Here is an 18,366-nt window from a genome sequence, read left to right as displayed (position 1 = left end):
CCTACCTGCTCGGGTCAAAAACCACCTGCTCGCGGAATAAGAAGCTAGTGCTTCGAGAAAATTAGGCTCATCGCCTCGGCGCGAGTTGCCGCGTTCTTGAGCTGCCCGCGCACCGCACTCGTGACGGTTTTTGCACCGGGTTTGCGCACGCCGCGCATCGACATGCACATATGCTCGGCCTCAATCACAACGATCGCACCGCGCGGGTTTAGATGCTCCTCAAGCGCCTCCACCACCTGCGTGGTCAGCCGCTCCTGCACCTGGGGGCGACGCGCATAAACCTCAAGCACCCTCGCCAGCTTGCTCAGCCCCGTCACCTTGCCGTCAGCCCCGGGAATGTACCCAACATGCGCCACCCCATGGAAAGGCACCAGGTGATGCTCACACGTGGAATAGAACGGGATATCCTTCACCAGCACCATCTCGGAATGGGCAATATCGAAGGTCGTGCCCAGCACATCGGCGGGGTCGGCGTGCAAGCCTGAGAAAAACTCCTCGTAGGCGCGAGCTACTCTCGCCGGGGTGTTCTGTAAACCGTCACGGTCAGGGTCTTCACCGATTGCCAGCAGGATTTCCCGCACCGCCGCCTCAATGCGCGGCTTATCTACCCCCGAGCCGTTATCCTCGCTCATCCGACCCTCCATAGGGGTTCTGGTTCGGGTTGTTATACGGGTACGGGTTCTGCTGCTGCTCATTCTGCTGACCCGGATACTGCTGCTCAGGATACTGACCGGGGAACTGCCGCTGTTCGGGATACTGCTGCGGAGGCATCGCCACGGTCGGGTCGGTATCCTCAATATCCTGCGTGCCCGGATGCGGCATCTGCTGAGGCTGACCACCCTGACCAGGCAGGTTCTGGCCCGGCACCGTGTGCTCGGGCGCAGTCGGCATAGATGCAGTCGTAGGAGCCTTCATTGCCACGGTCGGATCGGAATCGCCCTCCAGAGCATTCTTCTCTGCGGCGAGTTCGCTCGGGGCCTTCACCGGCGGAATGTCGGTGCGTTCGCGGCCTTCCTTGGAGTACCAGTGCTCGCGTTCGGGGCGCTTACGCACATCCTTGAAAATTTCCGCGATCTCGTTCTCCAACAGAGTCTCTTTCTCCAGCAGGGCGAACGCCAGGCGGTCAAGCACATCGCGGTTCTCTACGAGAATCTGGAAAGCCTCATCATGAGCCTCTTCCAGAAGTTTACGCACCTCAATATCGATCTTGTAGGCGGTCTTGTCAGAGTAGTTACGTGCCGCCGAAGGATCGCCGCCCATGAACGGTTCGGTGTCGTCGCTGCCAAGCTTCACCGAACCCAGCAGGGCACTCATACCGTAGTCGGCTACCATTTTGCGTGCGGTATCGCTCGCCTTCTGAATATCGTTCGCGGCACCCGTGGAAGGATCGTGGAATACGATTTCCTCAGCCGCGCGGCCACCCATCGCATAGGCCATCTGGTCCAGCAACTCGTGGCGCGTGGTCGAGTACTTATCGTCCTGCGGCATGACCATCGTGTAACCCAGTGCACGGCCACGCGGCAGAATCGTAATCTTGGTAACCGGTGCGGAGTTGCGCAGGGCGGCAGCCACGAGCGCGTGACCGCCCTCATGGTACGCGGTCACCTTACGCTCGTGCTCACTCATGATGCGCGAAGCACGCTGCGGGCCTGCCATTACACGGTCGATAGCCTCATCGATAGCGCGGTCATCAATCACGTTGCCGTTATCGCGGGCGGTCAGCAGGGCTGCCTCGTTCATCACGTTCGCCAGGTCTGCACCCGTGAAACCGGGGGTACGCTTAGCGACCTGCCCCAAATCGACGCGACGGTCGATCGGCTTACCGGCGGCGTGCACCTCAAGAATGCGCTGGCGGCCCTTCATATCGGGCGCATCCACACCGATCTGACGGTCGAAACGGCCCGGGCGCAGCAGGGCGGGGTCGAGCACATCCGGTCGGTTGGTCGCGGCAATCACGATCACGTTGGAGTTGCCGTCGAAACCGTCCATTTCGACAAGCAGCTGGTTTAGGGTCTGCTCACGCTCGTCGTTACCGCCGCCCATGCCTACGCCGCGGCGGCGACCGACCGCATCGATCTCGTCCACGAAGACGATCGCGGCGGGGTTAGATTTTGCTTCCTTGAACAGATCGCGCACGCGGGATGCACCCACACCCACGAACATCTCAACAAAGTCGGAACCGGAAATCGAGTAGAAAGGCGCGCCAGCCTCGCCCGCAACAGCTTTCGCGAGCAGGGTCTTACCGGTACCGGGAGGGCCATACAGCAGCACGCCCTTAGGAATCTTAGCGCCTAGTCGGGTAAACTTTTCGGGCTCCGCAAGGAACTCGCGCACCTCTTCAAGCTCAGCCAGCGCCTCATCAACACCGGCGACATCGGAGAAACGCACGGTCGGGTTGTCTTTGTTGAACTTCTTCGCGCGCGACTTCGCGAAGCTCATGACCGAGGAGTTACCGCCCATGCGGCCCATAAGCAGCCAGAAAATTGCACCAAAAAGAAGCACCGGCAGCAACAGAGAGATCAGGGATCCCAAGAAGCTGTTTTCCACCGGCTGATCGGTGTAGCTCTCCAGCTGGGCACCGTTCATGGCCCGCACGACTTCTTCGGCACGCGGCTGCACATAGTAGAACTTCACGGAGGAACCGTAGTTGTTGCTGCCCTGCTTATAGTCTTCCTTCAGCTGCAGCTCAACACGCTGGTCACCATCATAGATTTTCGCGCTCTTCACCTGATGGTCGTTGAGCAGCTGCAAACCAACGTTGGTATCTACCTGGCGTGCGCCCTGCGCAAAAAGCGAGCTCAGCGAGAACGCCACGATAACAATTGCAATAACGATAGCCCACAGCCAGCGACCATTGATCAGCCTGCCTAAAAAGTTATCGGGGCCGTTCGGCGAGTTATTGGATTTTTGCGCCAATGCTTAATTCCTTACGTTTACGACGGCTACACGCCGGGTACGCGCCGCAGCGTGCCGTAGCACTCCGTGACGATAGAAAGATGCAACTTTAAATGTACCCTAACCCCGCCAGATTACGCCCACATCGGCGGCATTTCACCTCAAGGCTAAAAGGAGTCAGTGCGGGCGTACAGAAGCATGTCTAAGCGGTCGATCCCCAACTCTGTTCCCTACATACCTCCAAAAAGGTTTGCAGGCTTGCCGTGCCTTCCCGGTGCAAATCGGCAACGTTATCTGCATAAAAATCTGCGCCACCATTCAAACCAATAAATTCACCGCGCAGCATCTCTGTCTCTGGATCGTATTGAATAACAGCCTTATGACCATCAATAATCATCACATTATTCATAGATCTCGCTCTACAGCTCGTCAAGGGAAACCTTTACCCCTGGCTGCGGATTAGCTAAGCGGTGACGCACGGTTTCGAGAAACTCTGCACGCAGGCATAAGCGTGCCCGCGCATCTAGAATTTTCTCAGGATGCGCGGGCACCAAAATCTTTGTGCGCACGCTGCGCACGACCGGGTTTTAGGAGTATACGTGCGGGTGCAGAGTCGCCACGCAGTCGAGGTTGCGGTACTTCTCAGCGAAATCGAGCCCGTAACCAACTACGAACTCAGGTTCGATATCCCAGCCCACGTATTTGACCTGAACGTCAGTCTTGACGACCTTCGGCTTACGCAGCAGGGTGCAGATTTCCACAGATTCCGCGCCGCGCGATTTGAGGTTCTGCTGCAGCCACGCAAGAGTCAGCCCGGAATCAATAATGTCTTCAACAATCAACACATTACGATCGGTCAGGTCGGTATCAAGGTCTTTGAGAATACGAACCACACCCGAGGATTTCGTGCCGGATCCATACGAAGAAACCGCCATCCAGTCCATCGTGTAATGCCCCTTGAGCGCGCGGGACAGGTCTGCCATCACCATAATGGCGCCCTTGAGAACCCCCACGAGGAGCACGTCTTTGCCTTCGTAATCTTCGTCGATGCGCGCCGCCAGCTCGGCAACTTTCGCATTAATCTCTTCCTTGGTAAAGAGTACGTTCTTCAGATCGTCCTGCACGTCTTGAGCCTGCACGGATTCTTCTTTCTTGCCGGGGCGTCTTCACGCCGAACCCGCCCGAATGTTTCGCCGGGTCGGGTATATTTTCTTGGTCCGCTTTAAGTATGACTTAAATTCTGATGCGCGGCTTACGTTTCACGGGTGTCTGCTGGGGTGCTTTGGAAGAATGCTCCCGTAAACACGAATAAACCGCTACCGCGCCGCCTTCGCCGTCTGCTCGGCCAGGTAGGTTGCGGTTTTCAGATCAAGATTCAGCTCTGTGCGGCGCAACTCGCGAATCAGCTGAACCTCATCCTTCGCGGGGTCAAGACCCGCCTTATCCGCTACGGAACGAGCCCAGTCGATGGCGGCTTCCATCGGTTCGTCTGCCTTCACGAAGAGAACGGCAAGTTCTGCCCTCGTGTTCTTATCGCTGCCAAAAAAGTCCCATGTTTTTTCCTTCCGCGTGCCGCTGAATCCTTGTGATATATCGAGATTTAAGGGTTTTCAGTACCCTGCTATTTTAACACTGCACTGTAGTCGCTTTGAGAGCTGCAACACAATAACTGAATTATGAAGTCGAAGGTTTTCTCTTACCGCTGGGAAATAAGTACCAGTGCATCCACGCGTGTATCGGTGCGGGGATCGTGCACCCTGCGGCGGCGGTAGACGCTCACATGCCCGGGCAGCTGCACCGGCCCGGCAGTGGCGTGCTCGGCGACGAACTCGTCAAGCGCCTGCAGCCGCTCAAACCCGGGGTTCTCCCCCTGCACGGCGCGGGTCGCCAGGGCGAGCACGCGCATCCGGAGGGCAGGATGCAGTGCCGCCGTTTCCGCGCGGTTCAGGGTAATAACTGTGGGAGTAGGTTTCTCAGAGGCGGCCTCCGTGGAGTGGTCGCCGGACACCGTATCAGCCCCGGGAATGTCCGGCAGATGAACTCCAGCGGGCAGCTTCAGGCGGGTGTACTCGGTGGCAGCGAGCGCATCCAAATATTCGGCGTCAGGCCCGGCGACTGCGGCGGTTCGCGCCAGAGAGAGTGCCACATCCCCACCAAGATGCTTTTGCAGGAACGGCAGGATGGTGTGCCGAATGCGAGCGCGCATGAGCGTCTGGTCGGTGTTGGTGGGGTCGTTCCAGGGGGTGGCACCTTCGGCTTCGCAAATATTCAGCATATCGGCGCGGCGCAACGTGAGGAAGGGTCGCAGGTAGGTGACTCCATTTTCGATGCGCGCGGGCGGCATTCCTGCGAGGGAGCGTGTGCCCGAACCGCGCCCAAGCCCCAGGAGCACGGTTTCCGCCTGGTCGTCAAGGGTATGCCCCAGCAGAACAGCCCGTGCACCGGTATGTTGCACTATGCGTTCAAAGGCGCCGTAGCGGGCGGTTCGCGCCGCCATTTCGGGACCCATGCTGCCCTGCGGAACCTGCACGCGCTCCGTGAGCACGGGATATAGCCCCAGGTTCGTGAGGGTTTCTACGGTGGCTGCGGCAACCTCAGCGGAGTCGGCTTGCAGTCCGTGATCGACCACGACGGCGCCCACACGCACATCGGAACGACGCGCAAAATGCGCAGCAATGCAGGCGAGCGCAAGCGAATCTGGCCCGCCACTGCATGCAACCAGCACGAGGGGTTTCTCGGTTTCTGCGCCCTGCTGCGATACGGTCGAGTCTCGCCGCGCACGCCCGGTCCCCTTGATGGTGCCTTCACCCAGCAGGTTCGTCAGCGCGCGCGCCAGTTCCCGACGAGCCGTCCCCACTGCCGGATGCAGCCGCCCCTGCCGTCCATGTTGCATGTGTTGTCCTTCTCTGTTGTATATGCCGTCTACAGACAATTCCGCAAGAATCCCCCCCCTCCTGGGGCGATTCACGGTAGTTATGGTGTGATGAGACGATACACCGTATTCCGCGGTCCCGCCGATGCGTCCATTTCCACGTATCCTTCACGCATAAGTGCGTGAAGGACGTAGCGTACCTGTCGCGCCGTTAACCCGGTGAACCGCGAAATTTCGGTGACGGATCGGTCTTGCCCTTCAAAAGCATCCATGACCACCTGGGCGTTCTTCAGCGATTTTAGTGTTGGATAAACAGCGCTAGGTTCTGGTTCGTGGGGTCGGGGAAGGTCTGTTACCGTTTGAGGGGCACTATACGAGCGCCGAGATACTTCAGGTATCACATGGCTGACCGATGTTTTAGGAAAGAAAATAATAACCTTGAATTTGACACCCGTATTGATGAATTGCGGCTTGGGAAGCTGGTAGGTGTGCGCGAGTTCAAGAACCTCACGGATTCCACCGCCTTCGCCCTCGATAACTTGAGCTCCGTCGGGTGTGCGCAGATGACGCACAATGTTGTAGAGACGCTGATTCACTGCAACCTGCGCATGCTCCGAGCTTTCCAGTTGACGGACAGACAATCCGATAACGCCTCCAGGGCTTTCGACCACGAGGCGATCCGGCAGGATTCGCACATGAACGCTTTTGCCCAGTCCCAAGGTGTAGGGTCCCAAGTTCCGGTGTACAAGCGCATTAGCGATAATCTCTCGGGCGATAGCAAGTGGAATGATGGGAACGTTCCTGAGGTTGCCGTCGTCCCCGTAGTAGGCGGTGGTAGGTAGGTTCCCTTCCGTCCAGCGGAGCATATCGCTGAGCATTTCGGGGAGGGGCCCATCAAATGTTTGCAGGTTTTGGTGCCGCCCGGGAGCATCTGCCGGAAGGATGACGGCTGCGGTTGCCTCGAGTGCCGGGCGTGGACCCTGCGGGTAACTCGCGAGCGCATAAAGTCCAGCAAGGGTAAGTTCACCGGATGCAGTTGTCACGCTTGTCTGGCGCAGTATGTCAGTATCGCTTTTCTCACGCAGACGTCGGCTTGTTTGGCGGATGGCTCCCACATATTCCTGGGTGAGCGATTGGTCGAGATTCTGCGCGCTGGTGCCGGGTACGGGGGCTTCATCATAAGAAACCTGCTCGTCAGCGTGAAATTTGGCGACTTCGAGCATCCGCAGTTCGGCATCGTTCATAGGGTAATCTCCATCAGCCTGCCGCAAATATGCTTTGCCTTTGTAGCGGGCTGGTTTATCGCCGATGGGTAATCCTTGTACCTCGGCGACGAGAACAGTTTTGCCGTTAAGAACCGGGGTAGAAAACTCTATGTACGGTGATGGGGAGATATTATTGCGAGCCAGCGATACGATACTTGCCTGAAGTTGTGCCGGTTTTTCAATGTCCGTAATGGCGAAATTGTCTTTTTCATCGACTCCGAGAATGAGGGTTCCGCCGTCAGGCATATTTGCGAAAGCGCACAGAGTTGGACCTAAGTTTTGAGGCATGCCGCCGCTGGCTTTTTTGAGTTCGAGGTAGGGGCTGTCACCACCGTGAGAGCGAAGAGCATTAAGGGCCGTCGTAATATGTTCTGCAGTCCACTCCATAGTTCTGGTGTTCCCCTAATGTTGACAGAATTTTGTTACGTGACATGTTATACGACAAATTTTGTCATATAACAGGGCATTTTGTCACATAAAGTGTCACGTAAAAGGGTTTTACGTGACAAAAAGTCATGTAAATCTAGAGTTTTGTCACGTAATTTTGTCATATAAACACAAAGACTCATAGCGATTAGTCCCGCTTTGTACCGGGGATTTACGGGTTTATGCACCCACGAGCACTCCCGCGTTTCGTGACATTTTATGTGACAAAAAATTGTCACGAAACACGCGGTTTTGTCATATAACCCGTTCTGGGATTACCCGGTATTCTCTTCGTCTCTACCACCAGCCACGACCGCCTTAGCATCCTCGTCCAGCACACGCTTGATCCAGGCGTCCGGGTTGTGAATCTCCCGCTCGGTCGGCAGGTTCTCGGGTCGCTCCCACACGACGTTGAAGCGTTCCATGCCGACCGTATCCACAACATGCTGCACGAACTTCTGCCCATCGCGGTACTGGGCCATCTTTTTGTTCATGCCCAGCAGACGGTAAATAAGCTTCGTGAGGAACTTCTGGGTTGAGCTGCGGCGGTTGAACCTGCGGCGAATCGTCTTGACGGTCGGCACAATCTGGGCGTCCACGGCATCCATCACCACGTTTGCGTGCCCCTCCAGCAGGCTCATAATGGCTGTCAGCTCGCTCGCGATTTTGCGTGCCTTCGCGGTGGCTTCTTTCACAGGATGCGCCCGCCCCTCCCCGGGTTCTTCGGCGCGGGCCTGGGCTGCGGCACGGAACGCATCTTTGAGGTCGAAGGTGCTGGCGGCGCTATCGCCCAGCTCCGTAATCTTGGCGAGAAAATAGTCGCGCAGCCACGGCGCGGCGGCAAACTGCACCCGATGCGTCTGCTCGTGCAGGCACACCCACAAGCGAAAATCTTCGGGTTCAACGTTGAGTTCACGCTCAACGGCGACCACATTCGGTGCGATCAGCATCAGACGACCGCCCGGCTGCCCGTACCCTGCCAGCGCCGCATAGGGTTCATATTGCCCAAGCACTTTGGTGGAGAGGAACGAGAGCACGGCACCGACCTCGAAGGCCAGCCCTTCTTGGAGTTTATTCAGGTCAGCATGCGGTTTTTTCTGCTGGATCTTCTCGAATGCGGGCTTGACGAAGGGTACGAGCATGATCGAAAACGCCTGTGCGTTCGCCTTCGCCCAGGTACTTCGATCAACCACCAAAACCTCGGAGTCGCGCAGGTCTTGTGCCGCATCAAGCCCGGTGATGCGGTGCACATGGTCCACGGATTCTTCCGCCGCTTTGCGCAAAGATGCGACCACGCCAGCCATCTCCTGGGGCTTCATGCGCGGCCCGGCGGGCGCCAGGCTGCCCACGATTTTGGCGATGCGCTCAACATTTAGCAGGTTCTGTGTGTTGTTCTCGCTCATATGCACAGTGTATCGAACTGTGCTGAGGTGAAGCCTCATACTCAGGGGGTAAAAGTGGGAGCGGTTTTCAACTTGGCTCGTTTTCTCGCCAGCTTCAGATTGTTATGTGATACCTCGCGTACTCGGTTATCACGCCCCTCAGCGCATGAAGAAACCGTTCCCGGAATTAACGGGAACACAGGCGTATTCTACAAATGTTTCTCTAATTCCCACCGACGATGGCTCAGCTCCCGCTCCACCCCATACCGTTGTGAGCCGGTGAACGGCAATCGATCCCAGGACACACTAGAGGCTGCCTTTATAGCAGTTTTATGCAAGTAGCGTTGCAGGTTCTCAGGAATTCCTGCGTGGTAGGCAAATGCATCCCAATCGCGTTTCTTCAAATTTTTAACACGTGAATTTATACTCAGCGCCATATCATCTTTGAAGTAAACCCAAGAACTTGGCACATCATAAACTGGTGCCACTTGCCAACCTTTCTTCGGGGTTTTAAGCAAAGAAATATTTTTAGCGTGTAAATCCCCGTTACCGGTAAGCCAGGCATATAGAAATTGCACATATATATTACGAGCAGCAAGCGCAGGGGATGCCGCGCGTTCTGCCACTGCTGTCAGAAGAGATTCGCTGGTAACGTCACCGTCTGCACTATACTTGGCGACTGGGGGAATATCTAGAATTTGAGCCGCGTCTTCAAGAGCGTAGCGTTCACCAGAAGGCCCACGGTCAAATCGTGAAACTAAGATTCCTGGAACACCTTCTCGATCAGACACTAACACGCTTTGCGCCACAGGAATTTTGAGAGCATGTGCGGCACGTAAATGTTCAAACTCATTTTCAACCAAATGTGGGATACGGTCAGGACTTATTTTGAGAAGGGCTTCTTCACTATTCCAATTTACCGGCAGGGTTCGCATAAGGGCGCTCACACGGGCACTGAGTTTTGCTTGCACACCGGGCAAACTTTTACGGTCCACTACCCCCATCAAGTCGTGAAATGATACCGATTCAGCATCTGTAACAAGAACAGCTGGTACTTCCAGCGGTACCTCGCCTGCAGGAACAACTTGTATATCTCCCGGCACATCTGCTCCCAAGGCTAGGAGAAGACCCAATTCATTGCTTTTGCTGGTTTTTAGGCTCGCTGCAAGGGCGTTCAGGCGGTATCCCTCCGGCAAGAGATTAGCAAAGAAATTAGGAAGAGTGCTCTGAGGTGTCACCCGCTCTATACCTAAAGGTAACGACCAGGCAAGAGGTTCACCTGTATACCCCGGTAAATAAGCAAAGTGAACAGAATAATCACTGTGCTGTGTGAGCCGCGCGGCTAGATGTCCCGCTTTATAGATGTCTGCCCTGAGGAGTCCTGGATTAGGCATGATCTGCACCTTCTACAACGAGGTATATACCCAGCACTTCAGCGGTTTTGAGCACAGACCCAAAAGATGGTCCCGGCTTACCACGTTCAATATCACGAATCGTTTTATCGCTTACACCCACCATATAGGAAAGTTCCAGCTGGGTAAGCCGCTCTTCCTTACGGATGCGCCGCACTCGCTGCCCGAAGTTCTGAGCAAACTCTTCTGCATGAAAAGCCATCGTGTGTGCGGCATGATGGCCGCATCCCCCTTAAAAATACGAATAATAGTTCGGTTTTAAGAATTTTACACCGCAGGGAGACTAAAAATACAGTAAATACGAACTATTTTTCGGAAAAATTTTGAGGTTCTCTAGATGAGAAGACACTCATACACAAGCGGGAGCGGTTTCTTTATTTGGGAACACTTAAGGTGCTCCCAAATAAAGAAACCGCTCCCGAAACATGCAGATGCACTAGCAGGTGCAGCGTAAGAAAGAAGCGAGCTAGGAACGCCTCTCGTCATGATCAAGAGGCATACGATAACGATTACTTGGCAGGAACAGATCCTTGACCGCAGGGTCATCAACCTCAGCGCTCTTCTGCATCGTCTCAGCACGCTCCTGCGCAGCCTCACCAAACATCTCACGAGTCATCTGCTTGGTCTGCTCAATCTTGCTGCGCACCTCTGTCCGAGTGAAACCAGGCTTCCAGGGCTTAAACCGTGCCGCGTAGGCCAGATAGAAAACTAAAGCACAGACCCCCACCATTACTGCCTTACCTATATCTTGAGTTACTACCAGTGCCACAACCAAGTACACCGGTGGAGGCACTAAGATTTCGTATGCAGCAAACAGCTTCCCTCCTGGAGAGGGGTGCTGTGCACGCACCACCAACGGACGCTGCGCCAATGCGAGTACTAGCGGAAAGATAAGGTAAGAAATCAGTACGGTCTTAGTCGCCTGATACAAAGAGAGGGACAGGGCAGAAAGCCCCAAGGCGGAGACAACAGCCCCAGCACCAAGAATCAGCAGAAATACGCAAAATACTTCGAGCAGACGCCATATAAAACTACCCATCAACGCAGCGCTCAGCGGTACATACTCTGGGTGATCCGGCGTATACTGACTACTCTTCATATACGTATCCCTTCCCGCATTCTCAACGTTTTGGAGTATTTTCACCGCGTATACGGAAGCGCTCCTCGTTTTTCATAATCGAGGGGTATACGGTAGCGATTAGTCGGCAGAAATAGGTTCTTAATAGCTGGGTCATCAACATCAGCGTACTTCTGCATAACCTCAGCACGCTCCTGCATCATCCCGGCGTACTCCTGCGCGATATCGCCCACCAGTTCGCGGGTCATCCGTTTAGTCTCTTGAATTTTGTGACGCACTTGGGTACGCGTTAAACCAGGCTTCCAGGGCTTAAGCCACGCCGCGTAAATCAGATAGAAAACTAAGGCACAGGAACCTACTGTTGCCGCCTTGCCTACCTCCTGAAACATCCCTAGTGTTACCGCCAGATACACCAGGGGCGGCGCTAAGATATCGCATGCAGCAAATAGCAGTCCTCCCGGAGAGGGATGCTGCGCACGCACAACCAACGGACGCTGAGCTAACGTGAGTACTAGCGGGAAGATGAGGTAGGAAATCCATACGATACCAGCGATCTGCAGCCGCGGAAGAGACAGCGCAGAAAGCTTTGAAGCTGGCGCAACAGCCCGAGCACCGAGAATCACGAAAAAGACACAGAACGATTCGAAAAAACCACTGAAATAACCACCCTTCAGTGCACTCGTCAGTGCTACATACTCTGGATGATCCGGCGTATACTGACGCTCCTTCGTGCGCCCTCCACGCAACATAGAGACGCTGCCCCAGACGAGCGATGCCATATAAAGTTGCGAAGATAGCCTCTGGAAGACAGGCTGAAGCAATTCCCTTAGGGGTGAGTATTGCTTCCCAAGGATTTGCGGCGCCTTCACCGACCTCATTGACAAGGTCCTTTGATGGATAGTGTTCCCCATACCAGACACACTATTCCACAGCCGCTTCGTTTTTTGGCTCCGCCCAATGGCTTTACTATATTCCGCTATTGTGTCGGTCAGAGCTGACACGCGCGCTCGCAAGGCGACAACGGGCCTAGTTTTGCCGGTAGTGCCATACGACGTATTGCTTACATTTTTGATATCAAGAACCTTGCGCATTACGTTCGGAGCAGTAGACCACGCAGCAACATCAGCACCCGCGAAAATCGCAGAAACCCCTGCTGTGGCAGTTAAACGAATGGCATTTCGACAATCACATACCAAGCCTTTCATTTATACTCCTCACCACGGCATATCTATTCCAAGGACGTCATATGCTGCATATTTTGGTGCACAACAAACTCTTAATTAAGAAATACATAATGCTATATCGCGTGCGGATACCCAGATTATGGGCTAATTATCCGTCTCTGCATGCATATAAAAGATTTAATGAACAGCGTATTATTTCCCACACTATACGTTCACGTAGCGCAGTGCAACGACAATAAAATTAATTTTTAATAAAGCTCCTCGGGAAAACTGCGGCTCCATAATAGCAACCGCAAGAACCGCTCTTGCCCCCCCTAATACAAAAGGGAGCGGTTTCTTCATGCGGGAGCAAATAAGGTGCTCCCGCATGAAGAAACCGCTCCCGTTATTAACAGGAACGCGAGTAAGACCTAGTGGCCTTCAGCGGCGAAGCGGTCGATTGCCTCCTGAACCATCTTCTCTGCCGCGGCGATGTCGTCCCAGCCTTCACCCTTCACCCATTTGCCGGGTTCCAGATCCTTGTAGCGCTCGAAGAAGTGCTGAATCTCGGCCTTGAGCTGCTCGGGCACGTCCGCCAGCGACTTGATGTGATCGTAGCGCTTATCGGTGGGCACGCACAGTACCTTCGCATCGCCACCAGCCTCGTCGGTCATGTTAAAGACGGCAACCGGGCGAGCCTCCACGATCACACCGGGAACAATATCAACGTCTAGAACCAACATGGCGTCCAGCGGATCGCCATCCTCGCCGAGTGTGTTCTCAAAGTAGCCGTATGCGGTGGGATACTGCATTGAGGTAAACAGCACGCGATCTAGATACAGACGACCGGTTTCGTGGTCTATCTCGTACTTCACCCGGGAGCCGCGGGGGATTTCAATCGTGACGTCGAGTTCCATGGGAACCTCTTTCTATGAATGTAAGCCTCTGCACCGCGCATCAAGGCGGCGAACAACTCCCCCATTGTACCCCCTGAACGCATGCACAACACCCATTCAATGCCACAAAAATCGTGCTTTCGATACGTTGCCGCGAATATCATCCACGCTATCCTGGCGAGCCGGTAGCCTGTAGTCCTCGCGATGCGTGTAACCGGCTCGGTATTTCGCAGCGGAATTCGTTATGCTCTTAAGATGCGTTCACCCCAACCGATAAACACCCCGTTCACTCGCCGCGCCCTGCTCGGTGCAGCACCCGCGCTATTCCTTGCCGCATGCTCAAACCCCAGCGGCGGACAGTCGCAGGGCGGTACCGCATCCATAACCCCGTCGGTCACACCCACGCCGACCCCCACTCCGGTACTGGATGCCCAGCAGCTTCAAGACCTGAAAGCCCGGATTGATAAGCTCTTTCAGGAGCGCCCCTACCCCGCCCATTCCATGCTCGTGACCGCCCTTGACGGCACACGTGAGCTCTATGCGGATGCCCCGGATACCCCGCGCCTGCCTGCCTCAAATATGAAGATTCTGACCTATTTTGCGCTCGTGCAGACCGCGCCGGAACGCACTTTCACAACCTCGGTGGTGCAGGGTAAAAATGGGCTGTTTCTGGTGGCAGGCGGCGATACTCTGCTCGTGGAAGGAGCCACGGAACCGGCCACTGCGGGCTCGCCGACGATGCGCGCCGGGCTGAGCACGCTCGCTGCGGATACCGTGCAGCAGATGAACGAACGCAAGGTCGCGCACGGCACCTTCCCCGTCTACCTCGACACCACGATTTACACGGGTTCCGCGACTAACCCCGGTTGGGAGCCCGGCGACCTCGAATCCGGGCAGATCACCCCGATTAACCCGATCGCGCTGGCCTCGCACACCGTGCCCGGGCAGTCCACCCCCGATAAACCGGCGCGCCCGCAAGACGCCGGAATCGCCGCCCTAGAAGCGTTCGTGAAGGTGCTCAATAAGGCGAGTGAAGAGCATGCAGAGGTCAAAGCAGGGTACGTATTTACGGTTGCCGACCGCCGCCCCCGTGAGGCCGATGCCGAGCAGATCGCTCAGGTTCAGTCGGCATCCGCGCTCGAACAGGCCTTTGTGATGATGTTAGAGTCCGATAATGTGCTCGCCGAGGTGCTGGGGCGCAATATGGCGATCGCTGCGGGGCGTGAGGGCAGCGCATCCGAGGCGCAGAAACTTGTGCGCGAGAAACTGCAGGAAGCGAAGATTTCGGTTACCGGGCTGGTGCAGGCGGATGTGAGCGGTATGTCCCTGCAGAACCGGGTGACGGCACGCACCCTGGCGCAGACCTTGGGGGCGTTGGCGGCGCACCCGAAACATGAAGAGCTTGAGCGCAGATTCCCGGTTGCGGGTGTTTCGGGTACGCTCAAGGATCGTTTTAGCGGAGAAGCGAATAAGTATGCGCGCGGGCATGTGGCAGCAAAGACCGGCACGCTGTTCACCGCCATTTCGTTATCGGGGTATGCGACCCGCCCAGACGGCACACGCCTGATTTTCGTGAGTCTGCTCAACGATGTCGGTGGTGCGGAAGCTCTGCCCGGCGCGAAGGATACGGTCGATAGCGCCGCGGCGATCGTGGCGGCACGTACCGAACCTCCCGCGAACCCCACGGGAACGCCCGCACCTTCGGACTCGCAGGTACCGAGTTCATCTTCGTCTCCCGATGCTACAGGTTCGGGTTCCGCCCCGAATGCCTCGCAGGCCCCGGATGGTTCGTCTTCCGCTTCGCCCGCCGGTGAGAACGTGCCGCAGGGGGATACGCCCTCCCAGGCGATGGAACAAAACCCCGCCGAGGTTCCCAGCTCGCAGTAGAGCACGAATATGCAAAGTATTGTATATTTATCTGACTGCCGAGTACGTCCGCGGGCATATAGCAACCGCATATCCCAAGCACCCTTGCGGTTACCCGCGCATATTCACTCACCCCGTTCCGAAGGATAGTTTCGTGTCTTCACCCTCTGCCGCATCCGCGCCCGACGATCTGCCGAGAGTCGCCGTTACGGAGCTTTTGCGTGTTCACCACTGCGAGACGGCGCTCTACGCCGATTTTTCGCGGCATACGGCAGGCACCCGGGAGAACGACCACGACGCCACCGCGAGCGAGCTCTCTCATGTCGTGCTTAGTGATAGCGGCGCGCCCCAGTTAAACCCAGAAGTCGTGGCACTGCTGGAGGCGGCACAGGCTTCATGCGTTGCAGACACGGGGAATACGGCGGACGCCGATGTGGAAATACACACCGCTCAGGGCACGGAATACTACCCGCTCGCGCGGCTAATCCCGGTGCTGGAAACCCTCACGGAACGCTACGAATTTTTGCGCGCATCGTGGCGGGCGGGTATGGCACTCGCCGATATTCCCGACCTGCTGAGCTGCGGTGACTGCCCGGCGTGTGCGGCACGTGTGAAGGCCGAAGCTGGCGCATCCGAAACGCTTGACGAACCAGAGCTCGTTCCTCATAGCAGCGATGTTTCAGACGAAGAATCCTGGGCGGATTCCGATGATTCCGCAGCGGAATCGACGTTTGAGGGCATTCCCGCGAAGGCACAGCATCCGTACCGGGTACGGCCTGCCGCCCCTGCCGACGACGATGAAGAATATGCTCAGCTTGAGCGCCTGCGGGAACGCCTTGCCGAGCTCGAAAAGCAGAATCAGAAGAATCGGGGGCTATCTGCCGAAAATTCCCGGTTGGCGATGCTCCTCTCCGGTGTCGATTTCTACCGCCGCGAGAAGGCACCGTTTTGGCGGGATCATCTGCGCCGCCTGCACGAGCCCTACGAGAATTGGGCTAATACGCGCAATTGCGTGATTTTCGAGAGTGTTGAGACCGCAACCGATTGGGAGCGCGTGCGCGGGGCGAAAATGCGTACTCTACGTGCGGTCGCCACCCTGGCGGATTCGCACACTCTCAAGGCCGACGATACCGGGCATTATTTGCTGTATAGTGCCGACGATGCGCCCGCGAAGGCATACGAGAGCATTGATTCCCAGGTGGAGGCGTTTCGCGCGACCAACCCGCAGGTCCGCGTGCCAGATACGCTGCATCGACTCGGTTTTTTCGGGGCAAAAATTATGTCTCTCGAACCGTGTGAGGAACCGGGCGAACTCGCAGAGGGCGCTACTTTGGCAGGTGGCGGGCAGCGTGTTGTGATGGTAGTTGCCGAGCGCATCCGTGTGAACGATGAAGAACATGCGGCTTTCCCGCTAGGGCTCACCCCTGGCGCACCCGTGACGACGAAACAGCTAGAGGCGGCGCTTATGCGCGTAGCGGTCGAGGCTGAAGACTCATTCCCCAACGTTGCCGCGACCGGGACGCTTGACCTTATCGAACGCCGCCCGCCGCGACTCAAAACCCGCGAGAGCCTGCCCCAAGAGACGGAGTTTTCTCACGCCGAGCTGCCCACTGTTGAGGCGGTGCTCGCGGCGGTTCGTGACCTTGACCGTTCCTATGTGGCGGTTCAAGGTCCGCCCGGGTCAGGTAAGACCTTCTTGGGCTCGCAGGTGATCGCCAGGTTGGTTGCGGCGGGCGCGAAAGTGGGCGTGGTGGCGCAGTCTCACGCCGTCGTGGAAAATATGCTGACCGCGTGCCTGGAACGTAACCTGTTTCCCGCCGAGCGGGTGATGCGCGCCAAGGGCAAATCTCAGCTCCCCGATTACCCCTGGGTTGAGGTCAGCGATAAAGATCTGACCGCTTTATTGGACAATTCCGGTGGGCTTAGCAGCGAAAAATCCGGCACCGGAACTTCTCTCGGCATTCTTTTTGGCGGGACCGCCTGGGGTTTTGCGAACCCGAACCGTATTCCTGAGGGCTCACTCGACCTGCTCGTTATTGACGAAGCTGGGCAGTTTTCGCTCGCTAACACCCTGGCGGTTGGAAGAGCCGCACGGAACCTGCTTCTGCTGGGTGATCCGCAGCAGCTGCCGCAGGTGGCGGTGGGTGAGCATCCGTACCCGCTGGATACCTCGGCGCTGGGTTGGCTGTCCGGCGGGCAGTCGGTACTTCCCGCTGCATTCGGTTATTTTCTGCAAGTCACCTGGCGTATGCACCCGCAACTATGCGCGCCGGTTTCCGCACTGTCCTACGGCGGGAAGCTGCACTCGGCAGCGGCGGCGAGCGAGCGCATCCTCAAGGTTCCCGCACTGGAAGAACCTGTTATCCCTGCCGATCCCGGGCTGTATATGTACGGCGTTCACCACGAGCACTGCACCGTACGTTCCGAAGTAGAGGCGGCAGCCGTCACGCGCTTAGCGGGCGAGTTCGTGGGTGCTTTATGGACTCCCGGGGCGAATCAGTCTGCACGCGAGCTCACCGGCGAGGATATTGTGGTGGTCGCCGCCTATAACGCGCAGGTCGATACGATTGCGGAGCATCTGCGCCGCGCCAGACTTCTGGATGCGGACGGTCACGGCGTGCGCGTGGGAACCGTTGATAAGTTTCAGGGTCAGCAGGCGCCGGTGACGATCGTGTCAATGGCCTCCTCAAATGCCGGAGTGTCGGGGCGAGGCGCAGAATTTCTGCTCTCCCCTAACCGCCTGAACGTGGCACTCTCACGCGGGCAGTGGTGTTCCGTGCTGGTCGCATCCGACAGCCTGCACCGGTTCGTACCACAGAGCATCACCGAACTCTTGGCGCTGGGCGGATACCTGGGTTTGATACGCTCCGCCGCCTCCTGGATCTCGCCCACTTTCGAGGACTGACAAGGCATATTAGACAGTTTTATGAGACACATACGGTTGTCGTCACCAAACCCGCCACGATTGTGAGAAACGGCATCGCCCGGGTGTGCTTGCCCCTGCCAACCCGTACCGCGAAACCCTATCAAAACCCGAGGCGCTCAGGCATAATGGAGGGGTGTTCGTGTTAACCTTCATTCAACGTTCCGCACAGCACTCACTCACTGCAC

16 protein-coding genes are annotated in these 18,366 nt (G+C 56.7%); 2 read left to right on the top strand and 14 right to left on the bottom strand.

Annotated elements, in window-relative coordinates:
• Window positions 1-44 precede the first annotated feature (44 nt).
• From folE to ppa, 14 genes are all read right to left on the bottom strand, one after another.
• The gene (folE, locus tag HMPREF2804_RS01665) at window positions 45-632 is read right to left on the bottom strand and encodes a GTP cyclohydrolase I FolE (RefSeq protein WP_041321610.1); all 588 of its coding nucleotides are present in this window, start codon (window positions 630-632) and stop codon (window positions 45-47) included.
• Window positions 619-2,916, bottom strand: a complete 2,298-nt coding sequence (gene ftsH, locus HMPREF2804_RS01660) for an ATP-dependent zinc metalloprotease FtsH (RefSeq protein ID WP_070626998.1) — start codon at window positions 2,914-2,916, stop codon at window positions 619-621. Before ftsH ends, folE begins: the two co-directional genes overlap by 14 nt.
• A 181-nt stretch (window positions 2,917-3,097) precedes the next feature.
• Window positions 3,098-3,304, bottom strand: coding sequence for a type II toxin-antitoxin system HicB family antitoxin (locus HMPREF2804_RS01655; RefSeq protein WP_053088948.1), 207 nt, complete (start codon window positions 3,302-3,304; stop codon window positions 3,098-3,100).
• 10 nt (window positions 3,305-3,314) lie between these two features.
• A complete protein-coding gene (locus tag HMPREF2804_RS11045) occupies window positions 3,315-3,464 on the bottom strand; it encodes a hypothetical protein (protein WP_168164897.1) in 150 nt (49 codons plus the stop codon).
• An 18-nt stretch (window positions 3,465-3,482) separates the two neighbouring features.
• Entirely contained in the window at window positions 3,483-4,034 is a 552-nt protein-coding gene (hpt, locus tag HMPREF2804_RS01650; protein ID WP_048753308.1) for a hypoxanthine phosphoribosyltransferase, read from the bottom strand.
• 177 nt (window positions 4,035-4,211) lie between these two features.
• On the bottom strand, window positions 4,212-4,394 hold the full coding sequence (locus HMPREF2804_RS01645; protein WP_070534742.1) for a hypothetical protein: 183 nt from the start codon (window positions 4,392-4,394) through the stop codon (window positions 4,212-4,214).
• 197 nt (window positions 4,395-4,591) lie between these two features.
• A complete protein-coding gene (tilS, locus tag HMPREF2804_RS01640) occupies window positions 4,592-5,788 on the bottom strand; it encodes a tRNA lysidine(34) synthetase TilS (RefSeq protein ID WP_070534741.1) in 1,197 nt (398 codons plus the stop codon).
• Between the two features lie 80 nt (window positions 5,789-5,868).
• Complete coding sequence (locus HMPREF2804_RS01635) at window positions 5,869-7,419, bottom strand: ATP-binding protein (protein ID WP_070450604.1); 1,551 nt, start codon at window positions 7,417-7,419, stop codon at window positions 5,869-5,871.
• Between the two features lie 314 nt (window positions 7,420-7,733).
• Window positions 7,734-8,861 (bottom strand): zinc-dependent metalloprotease, encoded by a 1,128-nt coding sequence (locus HMPREF2804_RS01630; RefSeq protein ID WP_070626997.1) that lies wholly within the window; start codon window positions 8,859-8,861, stop codon window positions 7,734-7,736.
• 188 nt (window positions 8,862-9,049) lie between these two features.
• A complete protein-coding gene (locus HMPREF2804_RS01625; protein ID WP_070450608.1) occupies window positions 9,050-10,234 on the bottom strand; it encodes a type II toxin-antitoxin system HipA family toxin in 1,185 nt (394 codons plus the stop codon).
• On the bottom strand, window positions 10,227-10,454 hold the full coding sequence (locus tag HMPREF2804_RS01620; protein ID WP_004005772.1) for a helix-turn-helix transcriptional regulator: 228 nt from the start codon (window positions 10,452-10,454) through the stop codon (window positions 10,227-10,229). Before HMPREF2804_RS01620 ends, HMPREF2804_RS01625 begins: the two co-directional genes overlap by 8 nt.
• A 264-nt stretch (window positions 10,455-10,718) precedes the next feature.
• On the bottom strand, window positions 10,719-11,351 hold the full coding sequence (locus tag HMPREF2804_RS01615; protein WP_070626996.1) for a hypothetical protein: 633 nt from the start codon (window positions 11,349-11,351) through the stop codon (window positions 10,719-10,721).
• 41 nt (window positions 11,352-11,392) lie between these two features.
• Complete coding sequence (locus tag HMPREF2804_RS01610) at window positions 11,393-12,109, bottom strand: hypothetical protein (protein WP_239664769.1); 717 nt, start codon at window positions 12,107-12,109, stop codon at window positions 11,393-11,395.
• An 815-nt stretch (window positions 12,110-12,924) separates the two neighbouring features.
• Window positions 12,925-13,410, bottom strand: coding sequence for an inorganic diphosphatase (gene ppa, locus HMPREF2804_RS01605; RefSeq protein ID WP_004005776.1), 486 nt, complete (start codon window positions 13,408-13,410; stop codon window positions 12,925-12,927).
• A 234-nt stretch (window positions 13,411-13,644) separates the two neighbouring features.
• On the opposite strand from ppa, the gene dacB reads away from it, so the two are divergent.
• Together dacB and HMPREF2804_RS01595 are read left to right on the top strand one after the other, a co-directional pair.
• Entirely contained in the window at window positions 13,645-15,276 is a 1,632-nt protein-coding gene (dacB, locus tag HMPREF2804_RS01600) for a D-alanyl-D-alanine carboxypeptidase/D-alanyl-D-alanine endopeptidase (protein ID WP_246824090.1), read from the top strand.
• Window positions 15,277-15,409: 133 nt separating this feature from the next.
• Window positions 15,410-18,160: a DEAD/DEAH box helicase gene (locus HMPREF2804_RS01595; RefSeq protein WP_070626993.1), complete on the top strand. Its 2,751-nt coding sequence runs from the start codon at window positions 15,410-15,412 to the stop codon at window positions 18,158-18,160.
• Window positions 18,161-18,366: the final 206 nt, after the last annotated feature.

This window comes from Rothia sp. HMSC065G12, assembly GCF_001811455.1.
GTDB classification, from domain to species: Bacteria; Actinomycetota; Actinomycetes; order Actinomycetales; family Micrococcaceae; genus Rothia; species Rothia dentocariosa.
This window is presented reverse-complemented; position numbering and strand designations above follow the sequence as displayed.

Excerpts from the sequence above, each read along its gene's own strand:
- folE (WP_041321610.1), bottom strand. The coding sequence starts at position 632 with ATGAGCGAGGATAACGGCTCGGGGGTAGATAAGCCGCGCATTGAGGCG.
- HMPREF2804_RS01655 (WP_053088948.1), bottom strand. The coding sequence starts at position 3,304 with ATGAATAATGTGATGATTATTGATGGTCATAAGGCTGTTATTCAATAC.
- tilS (WP_070534741.1), bottom strand. The coding sequence starts at position 5,788 with ATGCAACATGGACGGCAGGGGCGGCTGCATCCGGCAGTGGGGACGGCT.
- HMPREF2804_RS01635 (WP_070450604.1), bottom strand. The coding sequence starts at position 7,419 with ATGGAGTGGACTGCAGAACATATTACGACGGCCCTTAATGCTCTTCGC.
- HMPREF2804_RS01630 (WP_070626997.1), bottom strand. The coding sequence starts at position 8,861 with ATGAGCGAGAACAACACACAGAACCTGCTAAATGTTGAGCGCATCGCC.
- HMPREF2804_RS01625 (WP_070450608.1), bottom strand. The coding sequence starts at position 10,234 with ATGCCTAATCCAGGACTCCTCAGGGCAGACATCTATAAAGCGGGACAT.
- HMPREF2804_RS01620 (WP_004005772.1), bottom strand. The coding sequence starts at position 10,454 with ATGGCTTTTCATGCAGAAGAGTTTGCTCAGAACTTCGGGCAGCGAGTG.
- HMPREF2804_RS01615 (WP_070626996.1), bottom strand. The coding sequence starts at position 11,351 with ATGAAGAGTAGTCAGTATACGCCGGATCACCCAGAGTATGTACCGCTG.
- HMPREF2804_RS01610 (WP_239664769.1), bottom strand. The coding sequence starts at position 12,109 with ATGGCATCGCTCGTCTGGGGCAGCGTCTCTATGTTGCGTGGAGGGCGC.
- ppa (WP_004005776.1), bottom strand. The coding sequence starts at position 13,410 with ATGGAACTCGACGTCACGATTGAAATCCCCCGCGGCTCCCGGGTGAAG.
- dacB (WP_246824090.1), top strand. The coding sequence starts at position 13,645 with ATGCGTTCACCCCAACCGATAAACACCCCGTTCACTCGCCGCGCCCTG.